This is a genomic window from Streptomyces sp. NBC_00029 (assembly GCF_045160505.1).
Lineage (GTDB): Bacteria > Actinomycetota > Actinomycetes > Streptomycetales > Streptomycetaceae > Streptomyces.
Genome location: NZ_CP108292.1, coordinates 5,330,515 through 5,344,600, shown reverse-complemented (window position 1 = coordinate 5,344,600; position 14,086 = coordinate 5,330,515). Strand labels below are relative to the sequence as shown.

General features: G+C 71.6%; 13 protein-coding genes. 5 read left to right on the top strand and 8 right to left on the bottom strand.

Going from position 1 to position 14,086, the window contains the following annotated elements:
- Window positions 1–10: 10 nt before the first annotated feature.
- The 8 genes from OG753_RS25045 to OG753_RS25010 are packed head-to-tail and all read right to left on the bottom strand — an operon-like array spanning window position 11 to window position 6,900.
- The gene (locus OG753_RS25045; RefSeq protein WP_405790214.1) at window positions 11–2,056 is read right to left on the bottom strand and encodes an NADH-quinone oxidoreductase subunit L; all 2,046 of its coding nucleotides are present in this window, start codon (window positions 2,054–2,056) and stop codon (window positions 11–13) included.
- Window positions 2,053–2,400 (bottom strand): NADH-quinone oxidoreductase subunit NuoK, encoded by a 348-nt coding sequence (gene nuoK / locus OG753_RS25040; protein ID WP_383198806.1) that lies wholly within the window; start codon window positions 2,398–2,400, stop codon window positions 2,053–2,055. The genes OG753_RS25045 and nuoK overlap by 4 nt, the downstream gene beginning before the upstream one ends.
- A complete protein-coding gene (locus OG753_RS25035; RefSeq protein WP_405790213.1) occupies window positions 2,400–3,020 on the bottom strand; it encodes an NADH-quinone oxidoreductase subunit J in 621 nt (206 codons plus the stop codon). Before OG753_RS25035 ends, nuoK begins: the two co-directional genes overlap by 1 nt.
- Entirely contained in the window at window positions 3,017–3,628 is a 612-nt protein-coding gene (locus OG753_RS25030; protein WP_327263927.1) for an NADH-quinone oxidoreductase subunit I, read from the bottom strand. Before OG753_RS25030 ends, OG753_RS25035 begins: the two co-directional genes overlap by 4 nt.
- On the bottom strand, window positions 3,628–4,596 hold the full coding sequence (locus tag OG753_RS25025; protein WP_405790212.1) for an NADH-quinone oxidoreductase subunit H: 969 nt from the start codon (window positions 4,594–4,596) through the stop codon (window positions 3,628–3,630). The genes OG753_RS25030 and OG753_RS25025 overlap by 1 nt, the downstream gene beginning before the upstream one ends.
- Window positions 4,593–5,897, bottom strand: a complete 1,305-nt coding sequence (locus OG753_RS25020; protein WP_405790210.1) for an NADH-quinone oxidoreductase subunit C — start codon at window positions 5,895–5,897, stop codon at window positions 4,593–4,595. Before OG753_RS25020 ends, OG753_RS25025 begins: the two co-directional genes overlap by 4 nt.
- Window positions 5,894–6,502 (bottom strand): NADH-quinone oxidoreductase subunit B family protein, encoded by a 609-nt coding sequence (locus OG753_RS25015; protein ID WP_327263924.1) that lies wholly within the window; start codon window positions 6,500–6,502, stop codon window positions 5,894–5,896. Before OG753_RS25015 ends, OG753_RS25020 begins: the two co-directional genes overlap by 4 nt.
- The gene (locus tag OG753_RS25010) at window positions 6,493–6,900 is read right to left on the bottom strand and encodes an NADH-quinone oxidoreductase subunit A (protein WP_327263923.1); all 408 of its coding nucleotides are present in this window, start codon (window positions 6,898–6,900) and stop codon (window positions 6,493–6,495) included. Before OG753_RS25010 ends, OG753_RS25015 begins: the two co-directional genes overlap by 10 nt.
- A 147-nt stretch (window positions 6,901–7,047) precedes the next feature.
- On the opposite strand from OG753_RS25010, the gene OG753_RS25005 reads away from it, so the two are divergent.
- The 5 genes from OG753_RS25005 (at window position 7,048) to OG753_RS24985 (ending at window position 14,043) form a co-directional block, all read left to right on the top strand.
- Complete coding sequence (locus tag OG753_RS25005; RefSeq protein WP_327263922.1) at window positions 7,048–8,226, top strand: sensor domain-containing protein; 1,179 nt, start codon at window positions 7,048–7,050, stop codon at window positions 8,224–8,226.
- Window positions 8,227–8,603: 377 nt separating this feature from the next.
- Complete coding sequence (locus tag OG753_RS25000) at window positions 8,604–9,896, top strand: sensor histidine kinase (protein WP_405790208.1); 1,293 nt, start codon at window positions 8,604–8,606, stop codon at window positions 9,894–9,896.
- Window positions 9,897–10,225: 329 nt separating this feature from the next.
- Window positions 10,226–10,885, top strand: a complete 660-nt coding sequence (locus tag OG753_RS24995; RefSeq protein ID WP_030026962.1) for a response regulator transcription factor — start codon at window positions 10,226–10,228, stop codon at window positions 10,883–10,885.
- 151 nt (window positions 10,886–11,036) lie between these two features.
- Window positions 11,037–12,980 carry a 2-oxoacid:acceptor oxidoreductase subunit alpha gene (locus OG753_RS24990; protein WP_327263920.1) on the top strand — a complete coding sequence of 648 codons (1,944 nt, stop codon included), beginning with the start codon at window positions 11,037–11,039 and terminating at the stop codon, window positions 12,978–12,980.
- Window positions 12,973–14,043 (top strand): 2-oxoacid:ferredoxin oxidoreductase subunit beta, encoded by a 1,071-nt coding sequence (locus OG753_RS24985; protein WP_327263919.1) that lies wholly within the window; start codon window positions 12,973–12,975, stop codon window positions 14,041–14,043. The genes OG753_RS24990 and OG753_RS24985 overlap by 8 nt, the downstream gene beginning before the upstream one ends.
- Window positions 14,044–14,086 lie beyond the last annotated feature (43 nt).

Here is a 14,086-nt window from a genome sequence, read left to right as displayed (position 1 = left end):
GACTCACGGCTCACGATCCGGCGTTGACGTTGGCGAGGACGGCGGTGGCAATCGCCAGGACCACGGCGCCGGCGAGCAGGGCGCTCAGGTAGCTCTGCACGTTGCCGGTCTGGGCGCGGCGTACGAGGCTGCCGAGCAGCCGGGTGCCGGTGCCCGCCCCGCGGACGTACGTGTCCACGACCTCGCGGTCGAGGAAGCGGACGAGGCTCGCCGCGGCCCGGACGGGCCGCACGAAGAGCCGGTCGTAGACGGCGTCGAGGTGGAAGCCGTCGGCCGCGTGGCGGTGCAGGGGGCCGAGGAGCGCCTTGCCGGGGTCGGCGGCGGGGCCGGCCGGGACGGCGGGGTGATCGTGGGTGACCTCGGCCACCTCGGGGGTTTCCGCGGCGGATTCGGCGGCGGCGACGGAGGCGGGCACTTCGGCACCGGCCCCGGCGCCGGCACCGGCTCCCGATCCGGCTCCGATGCCGTTCGCCGTCGCGAGGGCGGCCTTCGCGGAGGCGCGCTGCCAGAGGGCGTAGGTGAGCATCGCGCCGAGGGCCGCGGCGCCCGTGCCGAGGACGGAGGTGACCAGGGTCGGGGTGAGCTCCCCGTCGTCGAACCAGTCGGCGATGGGGCCCGCCGCGAGGCCGAAGCCGACCGACGGGATCGCCAGCAGCCACAGCACGCCGGTCATGGCGAGGGGCTCCTTGCCGTGGTCGGGGGCGGCAGCGCCCCGGCCGCGGAAGGCCATCAGCCACAGCCGGGTGGCGTAGGCGGCGGTGAGCAGGGCGGTCAGCAGACCGGCGGTCAGCACCAGCCAGCCGGCGGCGCTGGGGGCGAACGCGGAGTGGCCGGTCGCGGTGTGCTCGGCGGCGACGAGGACGGCTTCCTTGGAGAAGAAGCCGGCGAAGGGCGGGATCGCGGCGAGCGCGAGCAGCGCGATCGTCATCGTCCAGAAGGCGTCGGGGATGCGCTTGGCCAGGCCGTCCATCCGGGACATGACGCCCAGGGAGTTCGTACCGGCGGCGTGGATGATCACGCCGGCGCCGAGGAAGAGGAGCGCCTTGAAGGCGCCATGGGACAGGAGGTGGAAGACGGCGGCGCCGCGGTCGCCGACGGCCAGGGCGCCGGTCATGTAACCGAGCTGGCCGATCGTGGAGTAGGCGAGCACCCGCTTGATGTCGTCCTGGGCGAGGGCGGCCAGGCCGGAGCCGACCATCGTCACGGCCGCCATCACGGCCATGACCACCAGTGCGGCGCCGGAGGCCGCGAAGACGGGCAGGAGGCGGGCGACGAAGTAGATGCCGGCGGCGACCATCGTCGCCGCGTGGATCAGCGCCGAGACCGGCGTCGGGCCGGCCATGGCGTCGGGGAGCCAGGTGTGCAGCGGGAACTGCGCGGACTTGCCCGCGACCCCGGCGAGCAGGAGCAGCGCGATCAGGGTCGGGTGGTCGAGTCCGCCCTCGGCGACGGTGTCCAGGATCTTCGGGATCCGGAAGGAGCCGGCGTCGGTGGCGAGCGCGAACAGGCCGATCAGGAAGGGGACGTCGCCGAGCTTGGTGACGAGGAAGGCCTTCAGGGAGGCGGAGCGGGCCGCTTCGGTCTCCCAGTAGTGGCCGACCAGGAAGTAGGAGCAGATGCCCATGACTTCCCAGCCGACCAGCAGCACCATCAGGTCGCCGGAGTAGACGACGAGCAGCATGGCGGAGGTGAACAGTGAGACGAGAGCGGCATACGACGGGTAGCGCGGGTCCTCACGGAGGTACGCCGTCGAGTAGATCTGTACGCAGGTGGCGACGACCCCGACCAGGACTGCGACGAGTGCGGCGAAGCCGTCGATGTAGAGCGACAGGTCGATCGGCACCGAGCCGGTCGGGGTCAGCTCGGTCGCGGTGTCGATCGTCTTGCCGCCGCCCTGGCGGACGGCGACGAGTACGGCCAGTACGGCGGCGCCGAGCGTCGGCAGGATCGCGAGCGGCCGGACGAATCCGGGGGCGCGGCGGCCGAGGAGCAGTCCCGCCACCGCGCCCAGGAAGGGCAGCAGCGGGACGAGGACGGCGAGGGTCGTGGTGCTCACGCGGTGACCTCGCTCTGGTCGTTCTGGGCGGGCTCGTGGCCCTCGGCGGTGTCGCGCAGCCGGTCGACGTCGGAGGTGCCCCGGTTGCGGTACACCATCAGCACGATCGCGAGGCCGATGCCGATCTCGGCGGCGGCGATCGCGATGGTGAAGAGGGTGAGGGCCTGGCCGGCGTGCAGGGTGTCGCGCAGCCAGACGTCGAAGGCCACCAGGTTGAGGTTGACGGCGTTGAGCATCAGCTCGACGGACATCAGGACCAGGATGGCGTTGCGGCGGGCCAGTACTCCGTACAGGCCCGTGCAGAAGAGGAGCGCCGCGAGCACGGCGGGGTAGGCGAGGTGCATCAGCGCCGGCCCTTCTTGTCGCCGGGGCCGGCCGGGGTGGCGGCGTCGGCTTCTTCGGCGGGGTCGTTCCTGCGGGACAGCACGATGGCCCCGATCAGGGCGGCGAGGAGGAGGACGGAGAGCGCCTCGAAGGGCAGCACCCAGTGCTGGAAGAGGATCTCGCCGGAGACCTTCGTGGAGCCCTGGACCGGTCCGTCGAGGTCGATCCAGGTGGTGCGGAAGGCGTCGACGACCACCCAGACCAGCGACACGGCCGCGACGACGGCGACGCCGAGCGCGATCCAGCGGTTCCCGGAGTCCGCGTCCGGGGAGCGGCCGATGGGGGCCTTGGTGAGCATCAGCCCGAAGAGGAGGAGGACGACCACGGAACCGAGGTAGATGAGGACCTGGACCCAGGCGATGAACTCGGCGGTCAGCAGCAGGTACTCGACGGCGATGCCGCCGAGCGCGACGACCAGCCACAGGGCGGCGTGCACCAGCTGCTTGGTGGTGACCGTGACGAGGGCCGCGCCGAGGGTGGCGAGTCCGACGAGGACGAAGGCGATCTCGACGCCGGTCGGGGAGAGGAAGCCGGGCCCGGTGGTGCCGGCGGCTGCGGCCAGGGTGGCGGCGGGGCTCACGCGTCAGTCTCCGGGGTGGGGGTGGTCGGCGGTTCGTTCTCGGCCGCCTGGGCCGCGGCTGCGGCTTCGGCGGCGGCTGCCGCCGCCGCTGCGGCTTCGGACTTCTCCACCGCCTTGCGGGCGGCGGCGATCTCCTTGGGCTCCTCGGCGGCCGGGTCCAGCGCGGGCGGCGCCGGGACGGTCCACATCCACTCGCGCAGCTTGTCGCGCTCGTGGGTCAGCTCGTGGATGTCGGTCTCCGCGTACTCGAACTCCGGCGACCAGAAGAGGGCGTCGAAGGGACAGACCTCGATGCAGATACCGCAGTACATGCAGAGGGAGAAGTCGATGGCGAAGCGGTCGAGGACGTTGCGGCTGCGCTCGCGGCCACCGGGGGTGGACGCCGGAACCGTCTCCTTGTGGGAGTCGATGTAGATGCACCAGTCGGGGCATTCACGGGCGCAGAGCATGCAGACCGTGCAGTTCTCCTCGAACAGGCCGATGACCCCGCGGGAGCGGGGCGGGAGTTCGGGCTGGACCTCGGGGTACTGGGCCGTGTGCGAGCGCTTCGTCATCGTGCGCAGCGTGACGGCCAGGCCCTTGGCCAGGCCGGATCCGGGGATGGGCATTACTGGATCGCCACCTTCACGATGCCGGTGAGCGCGATCTGAGCGAGCGCGAGCGGGATGAGTGTGGTCCAGGCGAGCTTCTGGAGCTGGTCCTCGCGCAGACGCGGGTAGCTCACGCGGAGCCAGATCACGACGAAGGCGAGGACCGCGGTCTTGAGCAGGGTCCAGACCCAGCCGAGGTCGTCGCCGCCGAAGGGGCCGTGCCAGCCGCCGAGGAAGAGGACGGTGGTGAGGAAGCAGAGGACGACGATGCCGGCGTACTCGGCGAGCAGGAACAGCGCGAAGCGCAGGCCGGTGTACTCGGTGTACGCGCCGAAGATGATCTCGGAGTCGGCGACGGGCATGTCGAAGGGGGGGCGCTGCAGTTCGGCGAGGCCGGCGGTGAAGAAGACGAGTGCGCCGACGATCTGCCAGGGCAGCCACCACCACTCGAAGGCCTCGACGATGCCGGGGAGGGAGACCGTACCGGCGGCCATGGCGACGGAGGCGGCGGTGAGCAGCATCGGGAGTTCGTAGGCGAGCAGCTGGGCGGCCGTGCGCAGGCCGCCGAGCAGGGAGAACTTGTTCGCGGAGGCCCAGCCGGCCATCAGCGAGCCGAGGACTCCTACGCCCATGACGGCGAGCACGAAGAACAGGCCCGCGTCGATGACCTGGCCGACGGCGCCCTCGCCCGGGCCGATCGGGATGGCGAGGAGGACGAGGAGGTACGGCAGCAGGGCGACGGCGGGCGCGAGCTGGAAGATCCGGCGGTCGGCGTTCGCCGGGACGATGTCTTCCTTCTGCGCGAACTTCACGCCGTCGGCGACGAGCTGGGCCCAGCCGTGGTAGCCGCCGGCGTACATGGGGCCGAGGCGGCCCTGCATGTGGGCCATCACCTTGTGCTCGGTCTGCCCGACGACGAGCGGGAGCACGAGGAAGACGGCGAAGACGACGATCAGCCGCAGGGCGACGTCGAGGACGTCGTTCACGCGTCGCCTCCGTTGTCGGGGGTGGGGTCGGTCTTGGGGGTGGCCGGGCGCCCGGGCTCGGCTTCGGCTTCGTGTTCGGCTTCCGGCTCGGGTCCGGCTGCCGGGTCGGCCTTCGGCGCGGCCGCGGGAGGCCCGTCGGGCCCGGCCGTCGGCGCGGGCCGAGCAGCCGGCTCCTCGAAGGCGGGCTTCGGGTCGTGCCAGGGGGCGTCCGAGCTGCGGGGCGCGGGGCGGCGCGGCGGAGCAGCCGGAGCCTCCGCGTCGGCCGGGGCATCCGGGGCCGGGGTCTGGCTCGCCGAGCCGTCGGCGACCGAGCGCATACGACGCGGCGGGCGCCCCGCGGTTTCCGGAGCGGGTGCCTCCGGGGTGGCAGTGGGCTCCGCGTCCGGGGCGGCGGCTGCCGCGGCCTGGCTGGCCGAGCCCTCCGACACCGAGCGGGTACGGCGCGGGGGGCGCGGCGCGGCTTCGGCGGCCGGTGCGTCCGGGGTCGCGGGATCGGCGGCCTGGCTGGCCGAGCCCTCCGACACCGAGCGGGTGCGGCGCGGCGGGCGCGGCGCGGTTTCCGTGGTCGCGTCGGTGGTCGCGTCGGCCGGGGGCTGGGTGGCCGAGCCTTCGGCGACCGAGCGGGTACGGCGGACCGGGGCGCCCTCGCGGGGAGTGCGCGCGGCGGCGCCGGCGGCTCCGGCGGCGCGCGGGGTGCGGGCCGGACGGGCGGGGGCCGGCGGGAGCTGCCCCTTCAGCGGGCCCCAGTCATTGGGGTCCGGGACGCCCGGCGGAAGCATCTGGCGGCGCTTGGGCGCGTCCGGGTCGTGCGCCTCACCCGGCTCCTTTGCTCCGGGCCAGGCCTTGGCGACGCGCGCGGCGAGGACGAAGTCCTTGCGCAGCGGGTGTCCCTCGAAGTTCTCCGGGAGGAGGAGCGGAACGAGGTTCGGGTGGTCGGTGAAGGTCACCCCGAACATCTCGAACGTCTCGCGCTCGTGCCATTCCGCCCCCGCGTAGACGGCGACGGCGGACGGCAGGGAGGCCGCGCTGTGCGGGACCGTCGTGCGCAGCAGCAGCCGGCGCACCCGGTGGTTCTCCAGCGACGCGACGTGCGCGCAGATCCGGAAGCCGGTGCCGGGCTCGTCCACCGCGCTCAGCCAGTCGAAGTACGTGCAGCCCAGCTTGTCCCGGGCGATTTCGAGGGCGGAGATCCAGCTGCCGACGGGCACGTCCACCGTGAGGACGTCGTACGAGAACTCGCCGACGGCCTCGGCTCCGAAGACCGTCGGCGCCGCGTCGGGGAGGGAATCGTAGAGGTTCATGCGCCGTCCCCCTGCGCGGGTGCGGGCGGCGGCGTGACCAGGCCGCTCGTCAGCTGGGAGACCGACGGCCCGGCCGCGTAACGCTCGGCCAGCGACTCGCGGGCGATCTTCTCCTGGAGCTTGAGGATGCCCTGCAGGAGGGCTTCGGGACGCGGCGGGCACCCCGGTACGTAGACGTCGACCGGGATGATCTGGTCGACGCCCTTCGTCACCGAGTACGAGTCCCAGTAGGGGCCGCCGCAGTTGGAACAGGCGCCGAAGGAGATGACGTACTTCGGCTCCGGCATCTGCTCGTAGAGCCGCTTCACCGCCGGGGCCATCTTGTCCGTGACGGTGCCCGAGACGATCATGAGGTCCGCCTGGCGGGGGCCGGGCGCGAACGGGATCACGCCGAGCCGGATGAAGTCGTGCCGGGCCATGGACGCTGCGATGAACTCGATCGCGCAGCAGGCCAGGCCGAAGTTGAAGACCCACAGGCTGTACCGGCGGCCCCAGTTCAGGACCACCTTCATCGGTTCCGGGGCCAGGCGGGAGAGAACTCCGAGGCGCTTGGGCTCCGGGAGCAGCACGCCCTCGGTCGGCGTCACAGCCGGTGTCACGTCCATTCGAGGACGCCCTTCTTGTACGCATAGAGCAGGCCGACGGCCAGGAAGCCCAGGAAGATGAACATCTCCACCAGCGTCGTGGCGCCGTAACCGGCGGCGGCGAACACCGTCGCCCACGGGAACAGGAAGATCGAGTCGACGGCGAAGATGACGTAGAGGAAGGCGTAGACGTAGTAGCGGACCTGGGTGTGCGCCCAGCCCTCGCCGACCGGGTCCACGCCGCATTCGTAGGTCAGCAGCTTCTCAGGGGTCGGGACGACGGGCCGCAGCAGGCGGCCCGCGCCGAAGGCGACGGCCACGAAGAGCACACCGAGGGCGGCCAGGAGACCGACGACCGAATAACTCCGGAAGTAGTCCGCCGCGAGCACGGTTACGGTCGCTACCGTTGGTTCGGGCACGTCCGTTCCTCGCTCCTCGGTCACTGTCGACGATCTGGTACGGACGGGAGTCTAGGGCCTGCCTCACACAGGGTGGGGTTATCCCCCGTTCACAGCACCCCGGCCACCCCATGGCATCAGCGGGTCGCACTTGACAGGCTGTGGCGCATGACCACGAGCCATGCCATTCCCGACAACGATCGCCCTCCCCCGGTACGCGCCGTCTTCAGCGCCGTGACGTGGAAGGAGATCGCCTATCTGCTGAGCAACCTGCCGCTGGCGATCGTCGGATTTGTTTACGCGGTTGTCATGGTTTCCACCGCGGGCGGTCTTTCCGTGACCGCGGTCGGAATTCCGCTGCTGGCGTGCGGTCTGTATCTGTCTCGGCAATTGGGACGGCTGGACCGGGCACGCGCACGCGGACTGCTGGGCGTACGGGTGGACGAGCCGACCCCGATCCCCGGGCCGAAGCGGTCCGGCGGATTCTTCCCCTGGCTGTGGACGAGCATCAAGGACCCCGTCGGATGGCGGACGGTGCTGTACCAGCTGATCCGGCTGCCGTGGGGAGTACTCACCTTCACGGTAGCGCTGACCGGCCTGTTCGTGCTGTGGCCGGTGCTGCCGTACCTGGTGCGGCTGATGGCGAACGTGGACCGCGCGATGGTACGGGGGCTGCTGTCGCCCTCCGACGACCTGGAGCGGCGGATCGCCGAGCTGGAATCGGACCGGGGCGTGGTGGTCGACACCGCGGCGGCCGACCTGCGGCGCATCGAGCGGGACCTGCACGACGGGGCGCAGGCCCGGCTGGTGGCGCTGGCGATGGGGCTCGGCCTGGCGAAGGAGAAGCTGCTGGAGGACCCGGAGGGCGCGGCGGCGATGGTCGACGAGGCGCACGGGGAGGTGAAGCTGGCCCTCCAGGAGCTGCGGGACCTCGCGCGGGGGATCCATCCGGCGGTGCTGACGGACCGGGGCCTGGACGCGGCGCTGTCGTCGGTGGCGGCGCGGTGCGTGGTGCCGGTGAAGGTGGCGGTGGATCTTCCGCCGGAGCGGCCGGCGGAGGCGATCGAGGGGATCGCGTACTTCGTGGTGTCCGAGCTGCTGCAGAACGTGAGCAAGCACGCGGGGGTGGAGGCGCGGGGCGCGACGGTGGAGGTGTGGCGGTCGGGGGCCAGGCTGATGATCCGGGTGTCGGACGACGGCCGGGGCGGAGCGAGTCCCTCCGGGGGGAGTGGGCTGGCGGGGCTCGCGGAGCGGCTGGGCGCGGTGGACGGGGTGCTGGTGGTGGACTCGCCGGTGGGTGCGGGGACCGTGGTCACGGCCGAGCTGCCGTGGCGTGACCGGGGGTAGGCCCCCGGGCCCCGGCCCCGGGCCCGTGTTGTGTGGGTGAGCGGGACTCCCGTCCGGGGTGGGCGGGGGTCCCGTCCGCGTGTCCGGCGCGCCGCCGCCTCCCAGGGCTCCGCCCCGGACCCCGCGCCTCAAATGCCGGCGGGGCTGGCTTTGGCGCGGCCCCTGCCTTCGGGATGGGGGTGAATGGGCGCCTCGAACGCCGGCCGGGCCGGATTCGGCACGGCCCCTGCCGCGGGAGCCGGCCGGGCTGGATTCGGCGGCGGGCTCGGGGTGGGGATAACCCCCCGGTGGAGAGGCCGACCCGCCGCATGGTTCGGCGGGGTGGGGGGCGGCAGGGTGGGAGGGGTAACGGAGGACCGGAAGGGCGGGTCGGGATCATGGACAACGGCAAGGGCGGGGTCGGCGCGGCGCTGCGGGCTCCGGTGTCGGGGCGGACCTGGCGGGAGTTCGGTTACCTGCTGATCGGGCTGCCGCTGAGCACGCTGTACTTCTCGCTCGCCATCACCGGAGTGAGCCTGGGCGCCGGACTGCTCGTCACCTTCCTCGGGGTTCCGGTGCTCGCCGGGATGCTCGCCATGTGCCGCGGGTTCGGCCGGCTGGAGCGGGCCCGGGTGCGCGCGCTGCTCGGGGCGGACATCGCCGAGCCCGCGCCGATCCGGGCCCGGAAGGCCGGACCGCTGGCCGCCATGGGCGCGCTGCTCAAGAGCGGGAGCGCCTGGCGGCACGCGTTCTACTCGGTGATCCACTTTCCGTGGGCGGTGTTCTCGTTCTGCCTGGCGCTGACGCTGTGGGCGGCAGGATGGGGGTACCTGCTGTACCCGCTCTGGTTCTGGGTCTTCCCGGCCTACACCGACCAGCCCGGTCTGCAGCTCTTCCAGAACGACGACTACTCCTTCTACCTCGACTCACCCGTGGAGATCGCCCTCACCTGCCTCATCGGGCTGGCCGTCACCCTCGCCACCCCCTGGGTGATCCGGGCGCTGACGACCGTCGACCGGGTCATGGTCGGCGGGCTGCTCGGGCCGTCCAGCCTGGCCACCCGCGTCAGCGAGCTGGAGTCCGACCGCGGGGTGGTCGTGGACACCGCCGCCGCCGACCTGCGGCGCATCGAGCGGGACCTGCACGACGGGGCGCAGGCCCGGCTGGTGGTCCTGGCGATGGACCTGGGGCTGGCGAAGGAGAAGCTGACCGAGAACCCGCAGGCCGCCGCCCGCATGGTGGACGAGGCGCACGGCGAGGTGAAGATCGCCCTCCAGGAGCTGCGGGACCTGGCCCGCGGGATCCACCCGGCCGTGCTGACCGACCGCGGGCTGGACGCGGCGCTGTCCTCGGTGGCCTCGCGGTGCGCGGTGCCGGTGCGGGTGGCCGTGGACCTGCCGGCCCGGCCCGCGGCGGCGATCGAGGGGATCGCGTACTTCACGGTCTCGGAGCTGCTGCAGAACGTCAGCAAGCACGCACGCGCCCGGTCGGCCTCGGTGGACGTGTGGAAGTCCGGGGAGCGGCTGCTGATCCAGGTCGCCGATGACGGCCGGGGCGGGGCCGGACCGCGGGAGGGGACGGGGCTGGCGGGGCTGACCGAGCGGCTGGACGCCGTGGACGGGGTACTGGTCGTCGACTCCCCCGCCGGTGGCGGGACGACGGTCACGGCCGAGCTGCCCTGGCGCCCGTAGGGACCCGCAGGCAGCACAGCAGCACAGGCAGCGCAGCAGCACGGGCAGCGAGCCGCTGCCGACGGAAGGGCCGGGCCGGGTGGCCCGGCCCTTCGCGTACCCGGCCTTGCGCCCTCCCTGCCCTCCCTGCCCTCCCCGCCCTTCGCAACTCCCGGCGCTCGTGGCCTCCGTTTTTGCGGTATGCGACCGTCCAGTACGCGAAAACTCCCCCCGTACGACGACGTGTTGTCCCGGCTCTGCCTTCACCAGGACCTCAGGCTGGGATGCTTGGCTGAGTCGGGTAGTGCGGGACGAGTGGACGCGGGAGCTGCAGAATCGTGGAAGACAGGGTGCGGGTGGTCATCGCCGAGGATTCAGTGCTGCTGCGCGAGGGCCTGACCCGGTTGCTGACCGACCGGGGGCATGACGTCGTGGCGGGCGTCGGGGACGCGGAAGCCCTGATCAAGACGGTGGCGGAGCTGGCGGCCGAGGACGCGCTGCCGGACGTGGTGGTGGCGGACGTGCGGATGCCGCCGACCCATACCGACGAGGGCGTGCGGGCCGCCGTACGGCTGCGCCGCGATCACCCCGGGATAGGCGTGCTGGTGCTGTCGCAGTACGTGGAGGAGCAGTACGCCACCGAGCTGCTGGCCGGATCCAGTACCGGAGTGGGGTACCTGCTCAAGGACCGGGTGGCCGAGGTGCGGGAGTTCCTGGACGCGGTGGTGCGGGTGGCCCGGGGCGGTACGGCCCTGGACCCCGAGGTCGTCGCCCAGCTGCTCGGCCGGAGCCGGAAGCAGGACGTGCTGGCGGGCCTGACGCCGCGCGAGCGCGAGGTGCTCGGGCTGATGGCCGAGGGCCGGACGAACTCCGCCGTGGCGAAACAGCTGGTGGTGAGCGACGGAGCGGTGGAGAAGCACGTCAGCAACATCTTCATGAAGCTGGGCCTCTCGCCGAGTGACGGGGATCACCGGCGAGTTCTGGCCGTTCTCACCTACCTGAAATCTTGATCGACTGACACTCTGTCAGATACGGCATACCGGCAGGGCCGTCTCAAGGGGCGGTCCTACGGTCCAGAATGTGGTCGCCCCTGGGGGACCGATCCCTACCGACGTAGGGTTGGTTCCGGGGGTGCTCACGCCTCGAAGGAGGTCCAGTTCAGTGACCAGCCAGGTCAGCAGCCCAGCCGAACAGGCCGACGGGGCCGGGGGTGCGGTCGTCGGTGGACAACGCACCCCGGAGAGCCCGGGCGGCAAGGAAGTACGCCGCCTCGATCGTGTGATCATCCGATTCGCGGGTGACTCCGGTGACGGTATGCAGCTCACCGGTGACCGGTTCACCTCGGAGACCGCGTCGTTCGGGAACGACCTGTCGACGCTGCCGAACTTCCCCGCCGAGATCCGCGCCCCCGCCGGAACCCTGCCGGGCGTCTCCTCCTTCCAGCTCCACTTCGCCGACCACGACATCCTCACCCCGGGCGACGCCCCGAACGTGCTGGTCGCGATGAATCCGGCGGCCCTCAAGGCCAACATCGCGGACGTACCGCGCGGCGCCGAGATCATCATCAACACGGATGAATTCACCAAGCGCCCGATGGCCAAGGTCGGCTACGCGACCTCGCCGCTCGAGGACGGCTCCCTCGACGCCTACAACCTGCACCCGGTACCGCTGACCACCCTGACGGTCGAGGCGCTGAAGGACTTCGGCCTCTCCCGCAAGGAGGCGGAGCGCAGCAAGAACATGTTCGCGCTGGGCCTGCTGTCGTGGATGTACCACCGGCCCACCGAGGGCACCGAGAAGTTCCTGCGGCAGAAGTTCGCGAAGAAGCCCGAGATCGCCGAGGCGAACATCGTCGCCTTCCGGGCCGGCTGGAACTTCGGGGAGACCACCGAGGACTTCGCGGTCTCCTACGAGGTCGCCCCCGCCACCCGCGCGTTCCCCACGGGCACCTACCGCAACATCTCCGGGAACCTGGCGCTCTCCTACGGTCTCGTGGCCGCGAGCCAGCAGGCCGATCTGCCCCTCTACCTGGGCTCCTACCCGATCACCCCGGCCTCGGACATCCTGCACGAGCTGTCGAAGCACAAGAACTTCGGCGTGCGGACCTTCCAGGCCGAGGACGAGATCGCCGGCATCGGCGCCGCGCTCGGCGCCGCCTTCGGCGGTGCCCTCGGGGTGACCACCACCTCCGGACCCGGTGTGGCGCTGAAGTCGGAGGCGATCGGCCTCGCGGTGTCGCTGGAGCTTCCGCTGCTGATCGTGGACATCCAGCGCGGCGGCCCCTCCACCGGACTGCCGACCAAGACGGAGCAGGCCGACCTCCTCCAGGCCATGTACGGTCGCAACGGCGAGGCCCCCGTCCCGATCGTGGCCCCCCGGACCCCCGCGGACTGCTTCGACGCCGCCCTCGACGCGGCCCGGATCGCACTCACCTACCGGACCCCGGTCTTCCTGCTGTCCGACGGATACCTCGCCAACGGCTCCGAGCCCTGGCGGATCCCGGAGGTCGCCGACCTGCCCGACCTGAAGGTCAAGTTCGCCACCGGCGCGAACCACACCCTCGCCGACGGCACCGAGGTGTTCTGGCCCTACAAGCGGGACCCGGAAACCCTCGCCCGGCCCTGGGCCATCCCGGGCACCCCCGGCCTCGAACACCGCATCGGCGGCATCGAGAAGCAGGACGGCAGCGGCAACATCTCCTACGACCCCGCCAACCACGACCTCATGGTCCGCACCCGCCAGGCCAAGGTGGACGGCATCCGGGTGCCCGACCTCGACGTCGACGACCCGGACGGGGCCACCACCCTGGTCCTGGGCTGGGGGTCCACCTACGGCCCCATCACCGCGGCGGTCCGCCGGCTGCGCAACGGCGGACTCCCCATCGCCCAGGCCCACCTGCGCCATCTCAACCCCTTCCCCAGGAATCTCGGCGAGGTCCTGGAGCGTTACGAGAAGGTAGTGGTGCCGGAAATGAACCTCGGGCAGCTCGCCACCCTGATCCGGGCGAAATACCTGGTCGACGCCCAGTCGTACAACCAGGTCAACGGAATGCCGTTCAAGGCCGAGCAGCTCGCCACGGTTCTCAAGGAGGCCATCGATGACTGAGGTGACCGAAGGGGAGCGGACCCTGCTCTCGCTGGTACCGAAGGCCGAGAGCAAGCAGTCGATGAAGGACTTCAAGTCGGACCAGGAGGTCCGCTGGTGCCCCGGTTGCGGTGACTACGCGGTGCTGGCCGCCGTTCAGGGCTTCATGCCCGAACTGGGCCTCGCGAAGGAGAACATCGTCTTCGTCTCGGGCATCGGCTGCTCCTCCCGCTTCCCGTACTACATGAACACGTACGGGATGCACTCCATCCACGGCCGTGCCCCGTCCATCGCCACCGGCCTCGCCACCTCCCGCCGCGACCTGTCCGTCTGGGTCGTCACGGGCGACGGCGACGCGCTGTCCATCGGCGGCAACCACCTCATCCACGCGCTGCGCCGCAACGTCAACCTCAAGATCCTCCTCTTCAACAACCGGATCTACGGGCTGACCAAGGGCCAGTACTCCCCCACGTCCGAGATCGGCAAGATCACCAAGTCGACGCCGATGGGCTCGCTGGACGCGCCCTTCAACCCGGTGTCGCTGGCGATCGGCGCCGAGGCCTCCTTCATCGCCCGCACCGTCGACTCCGACCGCAAGCACCTCACCGAGGTCCTGCGCCAGGCCGCCGACCACCAGGGCACGGCGCTGGTGGAGATCTACCAGAACTGCAACATCTTCAACGACGGCGCCTTCGAGGTGCTCAAGGACAGGGACCAGGCCCTGGAGGCCGTGATCCGGCTGGAGCACGGCCGGCCGATCCGCTTCGGCGCGGACGACTCGAAGGGCGTCGTACGCGACCCCGCCACCGGCGACCTGCGGGTCGTCGAGGTGACCGCGGCCAATGAGGCGCAGATCCTGGTCCACGACGCGAAGAACGCCAGCGCCACCACCGCGTTCGCGCTCTCCCGCCTGGCCGACCCGGACACGCTGCACCACACCCCGATCGGGGTGTTCCGCAGCGCCGAGCGGCCCGTCTACGACACCCTCATGGCCGACCAGCTCGACGCGGCGATCGACCGCAGCGGCAAGGGCGACCTCGGGGCTCTGCTGACCGGCAACGACACCTGGACGGTCGTCGGCTAGGACGCACCTCCCGCACACCACGGAGCCCGGATCCCGCCCAGGG